Genomic DNA, 15,300 nt, shown 5'->3' with positions numbered 1-15,300 from the left:
TCCTCGCAAGCATGATGCCCGCGAGAGGGTCGCTGATCGCGCGCAATAGGGCCCTAAGCCAGGCGACCATGTCGATGCCCGCACACGAGAGCCTCCTCGCCGACAATAGGAAGATGCCGGAACCCACGCCTGAGGTTGGATCGCCCCACGCGGAGTTCTTGACAGATCGCACCCAACAGTTTGGGGAGGAACACTGCTTCCTTTGCGGTAAGCACGTCCCGCTCGGCTCCGCAGATCGCACCCGTGAGCACGTATTTCCGAAGTGGCTGCTCCGTGCACTCGACATGTGGGATGCATCCGTCAATCAGATTGACGGCCGTCCGCTCCGCTACCGCCAACTCACAGTCCCGTGCTGTTCCGTTTGCAACGGCGTCGACCTAAGTGAGATCGAGAGCCGCGTCAGGATCGCCTTCGACGTGGGTCCGGACGCGTTTAGGTCGCTCGATCGCCGAGACCTGTTCTTGTGGCTGGGCAAGATCTACTACGGGCTGGTCTACAAGGAGAGTTTGCAGCCGTTGTACGTTCGCGAAGCCGAGGGACGAAGACTCGTTCCTGCCGAGCACCTCAGGAGCGTGGCGTTCCATCATTTCTTGCTGCAGGCGGCTTCTGGGGCCGTTCGGTGGGAGCCAGCGCAACCTGGGCCGGCGACATTCCACTTTTTCGAGTGTCTTGATAGCGATCAGCCACGCAGGCGGTTCGACTACATGGACGACCTCTTCGTCCCGATGTTGGGGATTCGTATGGGCCGCATAGGCGTGATCGCAGTCCTGCAGGACTGGGGTCGGTCCGAGGGTGTCCAGCAACCTCACATCGACGCGGCAAGGAGCTTTGCGCTCCACCCAACGCAGTTTCGCGAGGCATATGCGCGACTCGCGTACATGACCGCATCGTCGTGGCAAGACCTCTCACATGCGGTGATCGCACAAGATGGCGTCGCGACGGTAGTCACCGGATCGCCTGGCGGCTTCGATGGAACATGGGTATGGAGCGACTTCGCGCCACGTCTTGCGGCGGCCTGGGGCGTTTCGGTCGAGGCGATCTACGACGGAGAGAACGGAATGTCGACCATCGGCGGTGGCCATTCCGCTCCGATACCTGTTGAGTCAATGGACGTGGCGTTCGTGGCTTCGTTCTCCGGACAGGCGCTCTGGCCACACTCCGACGTCTTTGTCGGCACTTCGTGAGCAACCACTCGATCAAGTAATTCCGCACGACTTCTGGGTGGTCGCCGAGCGCGCTGAATTTAGATTGAGTCGGAGGCCCGCAGACCGTGCGACTGTCGCTCGGATGAAGGGCCGCATGAGCGCAACGCGCGTTTGACGTCTGTGGCTTGTCGGGCTCAGTACGTGCGGTTGCCGGTGGGCCATCGGTGATGCCGGGTGATGACGTCCCCGAGCTGCGGCGTTGATCTGTGCGGATCCGTCGGATGGACGGTTCGATCGCATGAGCGGCACGCATACCGTTGCGAACACCGATGGCTTACCGAGCATCGCCATCGCGCCGATCTCGGCCCTCACGCCAGCGCAGTCAAGCGGCTCGGCGCCTACTCGGAGCGGCTCGCATCGGCGGCGATGAAGGTGTCCTCCACGGCCCGGCGGCGGGCGACGTCTTCGACCACGAAGCTGCGGAAGTCGGCGGATCGATCGTGAATCGGCGCTTCGGCGATCGTTGGCACCGGGTCCTCGCCGGGCCAAGAGGTCTGTCGCGTGGCTCGATCGCGATCGAGGCGTGAGCCGCACGCGGCGACCCAGTCGTGAAGGCGCTCGCGCGTCTCGGCGAAGTCCCGGTGCCACCCGAGTGGTGCGGAGCCGTTCTGTTGCTCGTCGTAGGCGCAGAGCCAATGGAGGTGCAGGGCGGAGAGCTCCCAGACGAGTTCGGGGTGGCGATGCCAGAGCGGCGGGATGATCGAAGGCCCGAGTCCGTAGGTGCGGCGCAGCCAGTTCACCCACCGATCGAGTTCGACCCACTCGAAGGCGGCCTGGTCTGACGTGAGCAGATTCCAGTTCACAGGCCGCGGGACTGAGGGAAGGCCGTCTGCCGCGGCATCGGGCGCGTCCGGCGGGGGTGGGTCGAACTGGTAGCCAGGGAATCGGAGCGGCTCGTCGAGAGTCATCAGTTGCCTCAGAGGGAGACGGGCCTGATGGCGGGCCTCGTGCTCGCCGGCGCCGCAGGCGGCAGCGGCGGGAGGGTACGGCGGCGCTGCAGGGTGTAATTCGTGCGGGCGGAATCGTGGCCGAGGCGCTTAGCGACGAACTCTTCTGTCTCGACCGCCTGTCCGTCGCGCTCTCGTGCCGAGGTGTGGGTGTAGCCCTCAGCTATGAAGGCGTCACCCTTGTTGAACATCGCGTAAGCGCGTTCGGCGTTGCGGCGGAACATGACGAGGTCGTGGTACGTGGTCTCCGTCTGGGTGAAGGTGCCGTCTTCGTTGCGTTCGAAGTGCTCCTGCCCGACGCGTACCCAGAAGCGGGCCTCGCCTTTCGCATTGAATGCGAGCTGCGGCTCCGATGCGAGAAAGCCGGAGAGAGATTGCTGAGTCTGGATCGTCATCGGATGCTCCTACCGAGGCGGCCGCGGTTCGGCCATCACCAAAGAGGTGCGTCCGCTATCCCCGCTGCAGCTGCTCCTCGACCCGCGCACGGTCGGCGCGCAGCCGGGCGCCGTCGGGACGTGCCGTCCACTCACGCAATTGCGTGACGATCGGCGGCGCCGCCCTCAGCATGAGAAGGGCAGTGCCATACGGCAGCGTTCGGATCACATCGGGCGGCATGATCGGCACCCGCCGTGTCGAGCGCTGGTTGGAACGCAGACCACGCTCACCGACCGTGATGGAGTCCGTGACCTCGTCGCGGTCGCCGATCAGCGTGGATATGTCCTGGAGGTCCCGAGACCCTGATGCGCCGCCCAGCACGATCTTGGCTATGCTCGCATCCCAGATCGCCGTCGCCGCGTTGTCGCCCCACCGCTGCCGAGCCTGCGCGAGCGACTGGAGCACCGGCATCGTGGTGATCCCGGTGCCGCCGCCTTCTGCCATCAACACAGGCAACGACGGCAGAGGTGCGAGGTTTCCGATCTCATCGAGCGCCAGAAGAACGGGCGGGTCCAGGCGCGCACCGGGGGAGCGCGCCGCAATTCGCCGGGTTGTCTCGACGAGGTCCTCGACGAGTGCTGCGACCAGCGAAGAAGAGGCGCCGGCGCCGGCGCCGGTCGCCAGAAGGTACAAGGTGCCGTTGTGACGGAGAAAGGCCTCCGGATCGAAATGCTCGTCCTCGCCCGGGCTGACCGCATCCAGTACCCGCGGGTCTGCCAGCGCGGCGAGCGCGAGCGAGACGCCTTGCCAGATCGAGTCGCGCGTCCGAGGGTCGGCGTCGATCATCGCCTCGAGCGACTCCGCCCAGCCCGTTGCCGCGGACGAGTTGGTCATCAGGATCGCCACCGCGTCCTGCGCTGCTGTCGGGTCGAGCGTCCACCTGTAGAGTTCGGCGGGCGAACGGCCATCGAGCGCAGCAGCGTGCAGGAGCGCCTGGAGCGCGGTCCGTGTCTTCCCTTCCCAGAAGCCGCCGTTCTCGACTCCGACGCCCGACAGGCCGGTGCCGGCCGCGAGTCCCGCAGCTCGGATCATCGCCGTGAGCGGAACCTCGCACCCGCGCACCGGTGACCACCGCAGGCCCGCCGGGACACCTGGGGCGAGATGCTGCGGGTCGAACACCGCGACCGGGCCGCGCCGCATCCGTGACCGAATCGTCGTGGTGAGGTTGTCCGGCCGCGTGGACGTTGTGACGACCGCCCCCGGTGCGTCGAGGATCGCGTTGATGACGATGTGCGCGCCCTTACCGGAGCGGGGCGGGCCGATGACAAGGATCGAATCCTCGACCGACGTCCAGACCTTCGATCCTCGCGCCAGCCCGACGAGGTACCCCATGTCGCTGGGCTGAGGCTTCGTGACGGACGCGCGAAGGTGCGCGGCGCGCGAAAGCAATGCTCGATCCGACGCCGCGCGGCGTACGTCGGCTGAGGATGCGATCCCGGCAATGCGGTCGGGATCGGAGCGCGCGTGGCGACTGAGACTGCGTATGAGGCGCCATACCCACCACGCGGCGCCGCCAACGAGTCCGACCAGCACGGTCACGGCTGCCCAGTAGGCGATCGGGTTGAGTCCGGCGGAGCCCAGCGGTACCCCGGGATCGCCGGGCGCGCCGAACACCCCGAGTCCGGCAGCGAGTCCACCCGTCGGTTGCTCAGTCCCTGTTACCAACGCGGCGAGGTTGCCGGCTACGCGAAGTACTCCTGCGATCGTGACGATCGCCCCGAGTGCGAGCAAGGCGAGGTTTGTGAGTCCGTCGTGACCGGAGACATCGAGGCCGTTGTTGGCGCTCACGTCAGACCCGCGACCACGCACGTGCCAGAGATCCGCCCGACGAGGATGACCTCGCCCTCCAAGCTGAGTCGGCAGACGCCCGGTTCCAGCAGGGCTCGGGCAGAGCCATCCGCCGACGCCTTTGTGTGACGCACGATGATCGCGACCGCGATCTCTTCCCCGGGGATAAACCCGTCCTCACCGAACACCACGCGCGGCGGCGCGATCAGCGGTGCCGGATCGAAGAGGCCATCGTCGACGGGCGCCAGACTCGAGGCGCCAGGTTCCCGACGCGCCGACGGTGCGGACGGATCCAGCGTCCTCTGCAGCGGCTGGGTGACCAGATCGGTGAAGACCGTGCCGTCCGCTTCGTAGACGAGTACGCGTACTGGCGACCCTCGTTTCTCCAGGACCAAATCGATGACTGCTGCAAACGACGACCGCTCCCACGGCGGTCCGAACCGCGGCGGTTCGCACGGTACGCCGTCGACCGTGACAGCCATGGTGCCGTCGGTGGAAACCGTCATTGCGATCACGGGAAGGACCGGCGGCACAGCGATCGCCGCTGCCTCGGGTCGTACCGCAGGGATTGTGCTCATTTCACGCCCTCCGTCATCCGGCTCGTCGTGTCGAATGCTGCGAGCTCCGCCGGATGCAGCTGATGCTGAACGACGAAGCTGCGGTCCTTGATCCGCCAGAGACCCTGACCCGTCCCAAGCCCCGGCAAGAGACTCTGCTCGGTTCCGGTCAGGCCAAGCGCGTTCGCGGTGGCTCCGAGCTGATCTGCTTCCTGTCGGTAGATGATCCGTGTTTCGGCGTTCGCGAGCAGGGAGGAGGCGATCGCCCGCATCGCTGAGCCCTGATCGCCGACGTTGTCGAGGTCGGACAGCTTGTGGAAAACCAGCAGGTTGGCGATGCCGTAGTGGCGGGCGAGTCGCCATTGTGCATCCATCCGTCGCAGGAGCGCAGGGTGCGACATCAGACGCCAGGCTTCGTCGTATATGACCCATCGTTGCCCGCCGTGCGGGTCGAGGAGCGCCGACTCCATCCACGCTGAGGAGCACGTCATGAGCACGGAGACCAGCGTCGCGTTCTCGGCGACCCGCGAAAGGTCGAGCGAGATCATCGGGAGGTTCGGGTCGAACGTGACCGTGCTGGGTCCGTCGAACAGCCCCGCGAGGTCGCCAGCGACGAGCCGGCGGAGTGCGTGACCGACGACCCTGCCGTCTTCGACGAGTCGATGGTCGGCTTCGTGAGATGCGTCGGGCGAGAGGATCCGTTCGACGACCATTGGAAGGATCGGCGTCTCGCACGAACGGACGGTGTCGGCAAGCGCCAGGTCGATCGCGGTGTGCTCGAGCGGGCTCAGCGGTCGTTCGAGCACTGTCTCGGTGAGTGCTCCGATGAGGTCGCGACGACGGGAGGCGACTTGACCGGCCCAGCCTTCGTCGGTGAGGCCGGATGGGCGGTGTCCCTCGTCGAGCGGATTGAGGCGGTTCGCCATGCCGTGGCCGAGCACGATTGCCTGCCCACCGACAGCTTCGGCGACGGCGGTGTGCTCTCCCTTCGGATCACCGGGTACGTATACTCGGCGGCCGAAGGGGATCGATCTCGTGTAAAGACTCTTCACGAGCGACGACTTACCCGAGCCCACGATGCCAGCGAGCACGATGTTCGGGGCGGTGATCATCCCGCGGGAGTACAGCACCCAGGGGTCGTAGACGAACGACGCACCCGAGTACAGGTCTTGGCCGACAAAGACTCCTTGAGAGCCGAGGCCGCCCTCCGCGAGGAACGGGTAAGCGCCGGCGAGCGTCGCGCTGGTGTCTTGGTGACGCGGGATCCGGAGGCGGCCGGGGGTTCGCAGCGCCGCAGGTCGGGATTCGCCCGCCGCGGGCAGAAACGTGGTCGCACGCTGATCGGCGCGCAGCGCGTCCAACTCGGCGCGTTGGGCTGCCGAGGCGGCGGCGCGGGAGTCAGCGGTGAGTCGATGGGATGCCGTCCGCCTGGCGCGACGATCCTTGCGCCGATCGCCGGCCGGGTCGACGAGTACCGCAGTGTGAACCTTCTGGTCTTCGCGCCCGTTCACAGCGACATCCCGCTCGGTCGGCGGCTCTTGGGTCTCGAGCCGGGGGTGCTGAAGGGGGCGATGCGCTGGAAGGAGTCATCCGCGTTGATCCTGGGCGCGATCGCCTCGGGGAGGGGGGAGAGCGCAGTCGGGGTGGCGGAGTCCCATACGATCCGTCCGGAGTGCTGGGATGCTCGATCCACAGCCATCTCGGCTCGCGCGACAAGGGTCGAGGCGCGGCGCAGCGCGCTTGCGGCTGCGTACGCCTCCTCGATGCCCGCCCACTGATCGCCGTCCTCGGAGCGGGGGATCGCGCTTTCGCTGGTGTGGGCGGAGGCGAGCTGGTCGAGCACGTGTCCCAGCGAACGGAGGCCTCCCAGTACGTCTCCAACGACGACGTAGGTTTCGGCCGGCTGCTCGAACGAGCGCGTTGCGTGTGCGAGAGCGCGGAGCGCGTGGCACGCTTCCTCGCCGTCGACGACGGGATCTTCGAATGTGGGCATTTCGCTTCCCTTGCAGCGGAGTCTTTGATGAGGTGCTTTCGGGTTCCCCGGGGTGGATTCGGTGTCAGTAGTCGGTTACATCACGGTCAGATCGTTCGGCAAAGGGGTAGCGCGGCGGCCGCGAATGATTGCGCCTGCTGCCCGACGAGCCTCCGCGTTTCGCAGGCCGCTTGCACTGCCGCTTGCTCGAGGGCGGCGACCGCTGCGTCGAGTTCGTCGGTGGAGCGGGCCGAGACGGCGACAAGACCGGTGTAGCGCAGGACGCCGTGGCCAGCGGTCAGATCTGTCTCCTGCTGGATGACGTCGTTGTACTCGGCCGTTCGCGCGGCGTCTTCGATCTGACCGATCTTCGCGCGCTGCGCGGCATCCGAGAGGAGTCCCACCTTCTTTCTCCGGATGTCTCGCGCCGCGACATCTGCGCGGACCGGGGTGCAGACGAGTGTGAAGGTGCGCTGGATGCCGGAGGTCAGCAGCAGCGGAGAGAGGAAGCCGGGGAAGACCTGCGAACGCGGCCACTCCGAAATCCAGAGGACCGCATGGTGGGCGGAGTCCGTGCGAAGACGATCCCAGGACTCGGTGACGGCGACCGGACCGGCGGTTGCGAGCGACCTGCCGATGTCGCCGTGTCGCTCGAGCGCGGGAGCGACAGCAGGGTCGTACGCGGAGCGGAGTGCGACGGCGACTTCGCCCGGTGTGAGCCATTCGCTGGGTGTCAGGTCGGCGGCACGCAACGCGGTCGCGAAGGTAGTCATCTCTTGCCGGAGGACGCTCGCCGCTCCCTTCATCCCACCGCCAGCGGCCCGGATCTGGCGGGCGGCCGCGCGCATGTCCAGTGCGAGAGAGATCGTGGTGGCGTGCCGTTCGCCAGCGGGGCCGGCCCGCTCGATGAGCTCCTTGTAGGTCACTGCCGGCCAGGAGTTGTCATCGAGGCCGTGTCGGGCCCACCACTCGGCGAGCCCGCTTCCCGAGCTCGGGACGGTCCGTTCGGAGATCTGCACCCGGGCGATCCGGCCCGATCGGCACACTGTCGCGAGTACTCGACCCCAGCCAGCGACTCGACGTTCCTGCTCTCCGCTGTCGAGCAGGACGAACGCCGGATGGGCAATGTTGACGACGGCGGTCAACGTCTGGGCATGGGGATCCTGGATCATCGCAGCGCCGGTTTCCGGATCCACCCACTCGCGCAGCGCTGCGGCATCTCCGGGCAGGGCGAGCGTTCCGGCGGGACGCGGCCTGACGAGGTCAGCTCGAAATTGAAGCTGACCTCCGATGCTTCGCCACACCCAGCGGACCGAGATGGGAAGCCACTCGATGATCTTGCGTCCGCCGACAGGGACGAACGAGAGCAGAAGGCTGGCCGCCCAGATCGGCGAGGTCACGCCGAACAGGATGCCGCCGCCCATGTAGACGGCGGTCATGAACGCGATGAGACCGATGGCGAGCGTCACGAGCTGCGCGAGCGAGAGGCCGAGCAGCACTCCGCGCTTTGGCAGCCGCGAGAACTGCACCGGGCGGAGATGATTCGCTCGATGAGTGTTGGTCGTTGTCATGCGGGTGTCCTCTCGCGGGGTGTGGGGAGCGGACGTAGGGCAGTGGGTGCTGGCTTTGCCTGCGGGACGGGTGCGCCAGCCGGCGCTGTCCCGGCGGCCCCTTCGGCGTGCCCGGAGGCGGCGAGGCCGGCGGCGCTACCGAGCTTGGGTCCGGCGGTCGCGGCTTTGGTCACCACCTGGCCGCCGATCACGACGGCTGCGGCGGGTCCTGCGGTCGCGGCGGCGCCAGCTCCCCCCGCGCTTGCGGCTCCGACCCCGGAGGCTCCTGCGCCAGCGGCGCCTGTTGCGCCCGCGCTGGCAGCCGGTCCGCCAGTAGCCGCCCCGCCGCTCGTCGCCGGCGCGCCCAAAACCTTCGGCGCGCCACCGCCATCAAGGATCGACTTCGCCGACCTCGCGGTGGCGGGTGTCACCGGGACCGGCACGGGGCGGTTCATTGCGCCCTTCGCCTCCTGCTCTGTCGACATGGCGTGGTACATGTCGACGCCGACGAAGGAGATGAACTTGTAGGTCATGTAGGGAGCGAACGCCGCCACGAGCATGAGGACAACGCCGGCGACAGGGTCACTGATGGAGGCGAGGTCGAGATCGATCGGGGCGGCGGTCTGATTGACGGCGACGAGGAAGAGGACGACAAGCACGAGCTTCGAGAACACGAGCGCGACGACGAACGCCACCCATTTGCCGAACCACCCGCGCGCGGCATCCCAGGAGAATCCCGCCAAGGCGATCGGGGCGAACACGATCGCGACGAGCAGAAGGGCTTTTCGGATCAGCAGCGAGAACCACACGATCGCCGTCGCCGAGATCGCGAGGCCGGCGAGGAAGATCGTCATGATCGCGCCGACGCCAGGGCTTGTGATGTTGATCGCCATCAGGCCTGTCGCCAATAGGGCGATCCTGTCGCCCATCCCTTCCATCGTGTTTCCTGTCGCCCGGACGATGCCGATCGCCAAGCGGTCCGTGATCTCCAGCAAGGTCGCTGTGAGCGTGATCGCGACGAACGACCCGAGGACGGACTTGCCGAGTCCGATCGCGGCGCGCGAGAGTGCGGTCGGATCGCGATGCGCCAATCCGGTGATCAGCTGCAGACAGAAGAAGACGAGCATGACGAACAGGGCGACGCCGAAGAGCAGGTTGTACACCCGGAGGTATTGTCCGCTGGTGACGTCGACGATGGTCGTCGTGTCGAAGACCGCCCAGAGCGCCTCAAAGAACCATGCCGCTGCGGCGCCCAGCGTGTGGGCGAGCCAGTCGAACGGCGTGGCGACGAGCGACACAACACCCGAGCCGACGGTCTGGCACACGTCGGCGATGGCCGGGATGTCGCACACGCCACCCACTCGCGTTGCCTCTCTTGTCGACCTCGTCGGCTCACACCGACTGGCCGACGCCCCAAAAGAAGTTCACGAGCGTGACGGAAGCGCCGCAGATGACTGCCGCCCCGCACGCGACAAGCACGCCGAGCTTCCCGCGGGACGCCAGATGTGGATTCGACGAATTCGCTCCGTATCCCCAGGCGACGGCGGCGATGATGAGAGCGAGCACGGCGAGGATGAGTCCGACCGTCATCACCGCGCCGACGATGACGCGCAGCTGCTCGATGCCGGGAAGCCCCGACCCGTTGGGTGTGATATCAATCACGGTCTTGCTCCTTGTCTGGGCAGAAACGAACCTGCGAATAAGGTGCGTGCGGCGTCCCCGCGATGCAGCAGCGCTGCTCAGTGAACGGGCCCGGGTGCAGCTACAACTGCTGGCCGACCCCAATCAGGAAGTTCATCCATGCGACGCCTCCGCCAGCGAGAACCGCTGCGCCGACAGCGACGAAGAGGCCAGCACGGGACTTGAGCGCCGACTGGTAGTTGCCGCTCGACGACGCGAACGCCCATGTCACCGCGCACACCAGAATCGCGAGCACCGCAAAGATCAGCACGTACATCAGGAGAGCGCCGATGATCGCACGAAGGTCATCTGCGCCCCCGACGGCACCGAAGTCCGGAAAGACGTCCATCCGGTCATCCCGAAGTGCCCGCAAGGCATGCGGACTGGCCGGACGTTGCAGCATCCAACCCGGAGGCGCCATACTCGGCGAGCCACTTCTCGGCGTCGATCGATGGCTGGAACGAGCCACCTGGTCGGATCTCGAAGTGCAGGTGCGCGCCCTGGGACTTGCCTGAAGCACCCACGTCGCCGATATGCTCGCCCGCGGATACTCGCTCGCCGACGGACACGTGAACTCCGGATTCCCACATGTGGGCGTAAGCGGATGCCACCCGCCTGCCGTCGACCGTGTGCTCGATGACGATCAGCTGCCCGTACAGCCCGAACGGTCCTGCCCAGGTGACGACACCGTCCGCGATCGCGAGAATCGGTGTGCCATCCGTGGCCCCGTAATCGGTGCCCGCGTGGAGCGCCCGTCTCCCGGTCATCGGGTCATCGCGCCAGCCATAGCCGCTGGTTCGAACCCACGTGCCGCTCGGCAAGGGGAACACGACGCGGGTCGTCTCAGCGACGGCTTCTATCGGCGCGGCGTCGTGGTTTCCAGGACTTGCCAGCTTGGTCAGCGCCGCGATGATGGCTTCGGCAACGGGCCGGTAGTCCTGGTATCGGTCGGGGAAGGCGGAGCGTTCGACCGCCTGTGCCGCGGCACCGGGATCTGCTGTCTGCCACCCTGTGATGTCGAGGAGTCCTGCTGGCGACGGGTGGTTGGGACCGTCGGGTCCGCCGAAGAACGCTCGCACTTGGTACGTCGGATCCATGAGCTCTGCAACGGCGCCCCACCCCGAGCTAGGCCGCATCTGGAAGAGCCCGAGCGAGTCGTGGTCGCTCCCGACGCCGTCGTGGGGCATGTCGAGGGATGCGGGATGCGCGACGTTCGCCAGCATCCTCAGTGTCGACTCGGTCAGCGCCGCCATCAGACCGACCAACACTCCCTGCCGCCCGACACCCTCGATGCCGCTTCCAACGGTGATGATGGTCGCCGCATGCGTGAGCTGTGCGTGCCCCATGGTCACCGAGACGCCGTCATTTCGTGTCGCGGTGAGCTTGTCCGGCACATCAGTGACGACGAACTGGCCGGAAGCCTGGCAGGCGGCAAGCGCAGCGGGGGAGAGGACGATCGGCACAGCGAGCAATCCCGCTACGGGGAAGACGAGCAACGCCACCACGAGGCCGACCACGAGCTTCTTCATGTCGGCGCCGTCATCGAAGGGGGTTGTCGACCTCGGATAGCCGAAGCAGGTGACATTCATCGAAACTGGGCGCGCACGCGATGAACAGCGTGAACGCGATCGGCCGGGACGTCTCTTGCGACTCGGTGCCGACGATCCCAGCGCGGTGGCGCGTTCCGGAGATCGTGTAGGCGATCGTTCCGGGGAGAAGGTCGCCTTCGGCCGCTTGATCGAGCGCGTCATCCCAGGATGCAGGGATGAACGCGTCGTCGATCGTCAACCACTGGCGCGTGCCGTAGGTTCGCAGCTTCGACCATGCGTCCGCCGTCGGGAAGTAGGTGCGGATGTCGGACTCGAGCGCCGCGGACTCGTCGCCCGACGGATCGCCCACGTCAACGATGACCTGTTCATACTCAGTCAGTTCGAACTCAGTTGTGTCCCAAGTGATCAGGGCCGCAGCCGCATCGCGCGCAAAGGCCTCCGCATCCCTCGTCGAACGAATCGCGGGGAGCGTGCTGCTCGACGACGGGGACCCCGGGGCATCGGGCGCGTCAACCCGCCTTGTCGCGTCGACTGTCGGTGCTGCGCTGTCAGGTACGGGCGAAAGAACAAGGCCGTAGAGCCCGACTCCGACCAGCGCCGCGAGCACCCCGAAACTGATGGCGACGAGAAGTACAAGCCGTCGACGATTCGGATGTTCCGTGGCTACCATCACGCGATCTCCCGTCCCAATTGGGTACGTGCACTTCGCAACTGCGCGAAGAATTCAACGGTGGAGGCAAGAGTCTCCTCGAACTTTGCGAACTGCTCATCGGTCAGCTCTGTGGCGACTGCCGCGACGTCGAAGTGGGTCCACCACAGGTCGAGGTCCTCCCAGACGCGTATGAACGCGCGAACCGGGAAGACGTGCGTGGAAGCCTTTCGCGCCTTGTGTGCGTTTCGTCCGCGCTTGGTCTCCTTGACTCTGGCGAGCGCTGCGTTCGCAAGCTGCTCGAGTTCATCCGGCGCGTCGAAGTCCTCGGGTGCTTCGAAATCTTCGAACGTTCTAGGCGACTCCGGATCCATGAACTCCCGGATTCGCGCGTGTGAGGCTGTGACGCTGCCGCCACCATCGATGAGCCGCAGTTCTTCGCTCGCCATGTCTCTCAGCACGGGATCAGTGCCCAGGTTCCTGACGAGCCGCTGCAGCTCGGCGATGCGGTCGAGCGTCGTGTAGGAAGCCTTCCCCGTGACCATCAGAGCTGCCTGCGTGCGGCTCTTCCCGGGCTTGAATTGCGGTGGTGCCACGGTGGCACCACCGTGGTTTCCGCTCGGAGCGGCCGGTCGGCTGAACTGAGTCGCAGACTGGCGGCGCAGCGCGTCCTCAGCGATGTACTTCTTCAGTTCCGTGTACAGCGTCGTCGCTTCGGTGGGCGTTAGTGGCTTGTGCAGCACGTTCTCGGCTTGCTCGGCGAGCAGTTCGGCGAGCCGATCCGAGACGCCCGATCTCACCCAGACCTTGATCGTCTTCTCGCCAAGTTGCTTCAGCGCTTCGAGGCGTCTTGCCCCGCACACAAGTACGCCCTCCGGCGTCACGGTGATGGGCTGCAGCAGCCCGTCGCGGGTGATCGACGCCGCGAGCTCGTCGATGTCCCCGAACTCGTGGCGATGCCGGTCCCCGACGATGATCGACGAGATTGATCGTTCGAGTTCGATGTGGCCGATTCGTGCACTCACGTTCATGGCCTCGCTCTCTCGGCAGGGGCGGCGAGGCTGACGGCGAGCACGAGGTCATCGTCGGTCAGAAGCGACCGGAGCGGTTCACCGATCAGCAACCGGAGGAGTATTCCGCGCCCTGCTGTGGTGCGAGCGACTTCGGGCTCGGGGTTTCCGAGGACGGCGCGGAGGAGTCCGTTCCACGACGCGGAGGACAGATCGAGGAGGGTCCGGCCGTGGATGTCGCGTCGTAGTGACTCCCAGGCGGTGGCCCGCGAGGGCACCTCACTGAGACGTGCGCAGATGTACTCCATCGCGGTTCGTGCGGGTGTCCGCGGCCAACCGAGGAGGGTCATGAACGCGATCGCATTCTCGACGGCCTCGAGGATCCCAGTCCGCTCGCGCGCGGCATCCGAACCCGCAGCATCTCCCGCCGGCGCCACGCGCAATGCCGGGTGATAGTCGCTCAACGGGTTCTCGCGATCACTGAAACGCTCTGGGTCGTGGAACGAGGAGAACTCTGGCCGGCGCGCCTGATACACCGAGCACAGCAGGCCGTTCGCGCGCTCCTCCGCAATCAGAGTGACTTGAACAGCGCGCGTCACAACTGCCCAGGGGTCATCGGCGTTCCGCACCGAGGACGAGCGCATCGCATCGAACGCGGCGGCCGCCGCGTCCCACGGATCGAGCCCATGTTTGCGTGCCAACTTCGCGTACCGCTTCACGACGTGTGCCATAAGCGCCGCGGCGTCCCGGTCTCGGCGCCACGCGCCGTGATCCTGCGCGGCAAGCCGCTCCAGCAGAGCGCGAAGACCCTCTGAACTCTCGAACGCCTCGCGCGCGCTTTCGGGCTCGGGCATGTCCGCGACCCGACCCGGTGAGGCCGAAGCATCCGCCGCTGACCACGAACTCTCACTGGCCATGGCAACCTCACGACCGACCGATTCCGAAGCGGCGGACCGCGTCGTGCGCAGGGCGACCGCTTCCGAACGCCGTGACGGGTGGGAGTTGGCGAGCGCGGTCGCGGATGGCGCCTCGCGTGGCTGCAACGCCTTGGGTAGGCAATGCGCGTGCGCGACGCGCGATAGATGACTCGAGGTCGATGCCTTGACCGGCGACACGGCCCGTGACCACGGGAACGAAGTCTGTTGGTCGCATCCATACGATCTCGGTGCGTACCCGCTCGGCACCTGACCGGCTGAGGGGCTGCTTTGCGAGGGAAGGATCGCCGTGCCTTGCGAACTCGGACATCTCGTCGCCCGGTGAACTGTCAACGCGGTCGCGTCGATCAGCCGGCGCGCTCGAGCGGTCGTGCGTCTCCGCACGCTGCTCTCGGTCGTATTCGTTCATGGCGTAGCCCCCTTCTGAACTTCAGGTGTGCCGAGCGTCCCCGTGAACCACCGGCCGACTGTCGACGGGTGAACTCCCGTGGCGCTCGCGATCTCCCTGTTCGACATCCCGCGCTGACGCATCAGCGCCGCAATGTCCCTACGGGCACCCTTCTCCGGGACGTCCGGCTGTTGGCGGAGCTGCACAATCGCTGTGGAAGGCGCTCGGCCGGCAGGTGCTGTGGAGGAGTGAGGAATTCGGAATCTCTGTGTGAGCACGACGGTCAGGTGTGTGATCGCGAGCAGGACGAGCGGGGGTACGGCCGCGACGGATGCGGCGAGCACCGGCGGCACGTCCGCGTCGGCGGCGACGACCGCGTGGATAGCATTCGCGGCGACCGATGCGGAGGCGCCTGCCATGAGAAGCATCCACGGGTACCAGGCGTCTCGGCGGCCGGCAAGCGCGACGACTGCAACCGTGCCGACGACGATGATCCCGTCGACGATGAGAGGCCATGCCCACGCTTGAGTCGGTGCGATGCCGGATCGGTGTGCAAGATCTGCGAGGGCCGTGAAGGATAGCCAGAAGGCGCCGATTGCGATGAAGATCGTCCCCGCCACCGCCGTCCACACGG

At 66.5% G+C, this 15,300-nt stretch carries 16 protein-coding genes; 1 reads left to right on the top strand and 15 read right to left on the bottom strand.

Annotation, left to right across the window (positions count from 1 at the left end):
* The first annotated feature begins 113 nt into the window (after positions 1-113).
* Positions 114-1,184, top strand: coding sequence for a hypothetical protein (locus ABD188_RS13240; protein WP_344063050.1), 1,071 nt, complete (start codon positions 114-116; stop codon positions 1,182-1,184).
* Positions 1,185-1,543: 359 nt separating this feature from the next.
* Here the strand turns inward: ABD188_RS13240 and ABD188_RS13235 are convergent, their stop codons facing one another.
* The 15 genes from ABD188_RS13235 to ABD188_RS13165 all read right to left on the bottom strand — a co-directional run bounded on the left by ABD188_RS13235 (position 1,544) and on the right by ABD188_RS13165 (position 15,298).
* Positions 1,544-2,113: a hypothetical protein gene (locus tag ABD188_RS13235; protein WP_344063047.1), complete on the bottom strand. Its 570-nt coding sequence runs from the start codon at positions 2,111-2,113 to the stop codon at positions 1,544-1,546.
* An 8-nt stretch (positions 2,114-2,121) separates the two neighbouring features.
* Positions 2,122-2,547, bottom strand: coding sequence for a single-stranded DNA-binding protein (locus ABD188_RS13230; protein ID WP_344063044.1), 426 nt, complete (start codon positions 2,545-2,547; stop codon positions 2,122-2,124).
* 55 nt (positions 2,548-2,602) lie between these two features.
* A complete protein-coding gene (locus ABD188_RS13225) occupies positions 2,603-4,375 on the bottom strand; it encodes a TraM recognition domain-containing protein (RefSeq protein ID WP_344063041.1) in 1,773 nt (590 codons plus the stop codon).
* Positions 4,372-4,953 (bottom strand): hypothetical protein, encoded by a 582-nt coding sequence (locus tag ABD188_RS13220; protein ID WP_344063038.1) that lies wholly within the window; start codon positions 4,951-4,953, stop codon positions 4,372-4,374. The genes ABD188_RS13225 and ABD188_RS13220 overlap by 4 nt, the downstream gene beginning before the upstream one ends.
* Positions 4,950-6,443, bottom strand: coding sequence for an ATP-binding protein (locus ABD188_RS13215; RefSeq protein WP_344063035.1), 1,494 nt, complete (start codon positions 6,441-6,443; stop codon positions 4,950-4,952). The genes ABD188_RS13220 and ABD188_RS13215 overlap by 4 nt, the downstream gene beginning before the upstream one ends.
* A complete protein-coding gene (locus ABD188_RS13210; protein WP_344063033.1) occupies positions 6,440-6,925 on the bottom strand; it encodes a hypothetical protein in 486 nt (161 codons plus the stop codon). Before ABD188_RS13210 ends, ABD188_RS13215 begins: the two co-directional genes overlap by 4 nt.
* 86 nt (positions 6,926-7,011) lie before the next feature.
* Entirely contained in the window at positions 7,012-8,475 is a 1,464-nt protein-coding gene (locus tag ABD188_RS13205; protein ID WP_344063031.1) for an SCO6880 family protein, read from the bottom strand.
* Positions 8,472-9,815, bottom strand: coding sequence for a conjugal transfer protein TrbL (locus ABD188_RS13200; RefSeq protein ID WP_344063028.1), 1,344 nt, complete (start codon positions 9,813-9,815; stop codon positions 8,472-8,474). The genes ABD188_RS13205 and ABD188_RS13200 overlap by 4 nt, the downstream gene beginning before the upstream one ends.
* Positions 9,816-9,846: 31 nt before the next feature.
* Entirely contained in the window at positions 9,847-10,116 is a 270-nt protein-coding gene (locus ABD188_RS13195) for a DUF6112 family protein (protein WP_344063024.1), read from the bottom strand.
* 100 nt (positions 10,117-10,216) lie between these two features.
* Positions 10,217-10,483 (bottom strand): DUF6112 family protein, encoded by a 267-nt coding sequence (locus ABD188_RS13190; RefSeq protein WP_344063021.1) that lies wholly within the window; start codon positions 10,481-10,483, stop codon positions 10,217-10,219.
* A 4-nt stretch (positions 10,484-10,487) separates the two neighbouring features.
* Positions 10,488-11,663 carry a M23 family metallopeptidase gene (locus ABD188_RS13185; protein ID WP_344063018.1) on the bottom strand — a complete coding sequence of 392 codons (1,176 nt, stop codon included), beginning with the start codon at positions 11,661-11,663 and terminating at the stop codon, positions 10,488-10,490.
* Positions 11,664-11,673: 10 nt separating this feature from the next.
* Positions 11,674-12,033, bottom strand: coding sequence for a hypothetical protein (locus tag ABD188_RS13180; protein ID WP_344063015.1), 360 nt, complete (start codon positions 12,031-12,033; stop codon positions 11,674-11,676).
* A 320-nt stretch (positions 12,034-12,353) separates the two neighbouring features.
* On the bottom strand, positions 12,354-13,364 hold the full coding sequence (locus ABD188_RS13175) for a ParB N-terminal domain-containing protein (RefSeq protein WP_344063013.1): 1,011 nt from the start codon (positions 13,362-13,364) through the stop codon (positions 12,354-12,356).
* Positions 13,361-14,197, bottom strand: a complete 837-nt coding sequence (locus ABD188_RS13170) for a hypothetical protein (RefSeq protein WP_344063010.1) — start codon at positions 14,195-14,197, stop codon at positions 13,361-13,363. Before ABD188_RS13170 ends, ABD188_RS13175 begins: the two co-directional genes overlap by 4 nt.
* A 486-nt stretch (positions 14,198-14,683) precedes the next feature.
* Positions 14,684-15,298 carry a DUF2637 domain-containing protein gene (locus ABD188_RS13165; protein ID WP_425561375.1) on the bottom strand — a complete coding sequence of 205 codons (615 nt, stop codon included), beginning with the start codon at positions 15,296-15,298 and terminating at the stop codon, positions 14,684-14,686.
* Positions 15,299-15,300 lie beyond the last annotated feature (2 nt).

Origin of the sequence: Microbacterium pumilum, from assembly GCF_039530225.1 — a bacterium.
In the GTDB taxonomy this organism is placed as follows: Bacteria; Actinomycetota; Actinomycetes; order Actinomycetales; family Microbacteriaceae; genus Microbacterium; species Microbacterium pumilum.
This window is presented reverse-complemented; position numbering and strand designations above follow the sequence as displayed.

Coding starts and splice junctions, on each gene's coding strand:
- ABD188_RS13240 (WP_344063050.1), top strand. CDS start 114: ATGCCGGAACCCACGCCTGAGGTTGGATCGCCCCACGCGGAGTTCTTG.
- ABD188_RS13235 (WP_344063047.1), bottom strand. CDS start 2,113: ATGACTCTCGACGAGCCGCTCCGATTCCCTGGCTACCAGTTCGACCCA.
- ABD188_RS13230 (WP_344063044.1), bottom strand. CDS start 2,547: ATGACGATCCAGACTCAGCAATCTCTCTCCGGCTTTCTCGCATCGGAG.
- ABD188_RS13220 (WP_344063038.1), bottom strand. CDS start 4,953: ATGAGCACAATCCCTGCGGTACGACCCGAGGCAGCGGCGATCGCTGTG.
- ABD188_RS13210 (WP_344063033.1), bottom strand. CDS start 6,925: ATGCCCACATTCGAAGATCCCGTCGTCGACGGCGAGGAAGCGTGCCAC.
- ABD188_RS13205 (WP_344063031.1), bottom strand. CDS start 8,475: ATGACAACGACCAACACTCATCGAGCGAATCATCTCCGCCCGGTGCAG.
- ABD188_RS13190 (WP_344063021.1), bottom strand. CDS start 10,483: ATGGACGTCTTTCCGGACTTCGGTGCCGTCGGGGGCGCAGATGACCTT.
- ABD188_RS13185 (WP_344063018.1), bottom strand. CDS start 11,663: ATGAAGAAGCTCGTGGTCGGCCTCGTGGTGGCGTTGCTCGTCTTCCCC.
- ABD188_RS13175 (WP_344063013.1), bottom strand. CDS start 13,364: ATGAACGTGAGTGCACGAATCGGCCACATCGAACTCGAACGATCAATC.
- ABD188_RS13170 (WP_344063010.1), bottom strand. CDS start 14,197: ATGCCCGAGCCCGAAAGCGCGCGCGAGGCGTTCGAGAGTTCAGAGGGT.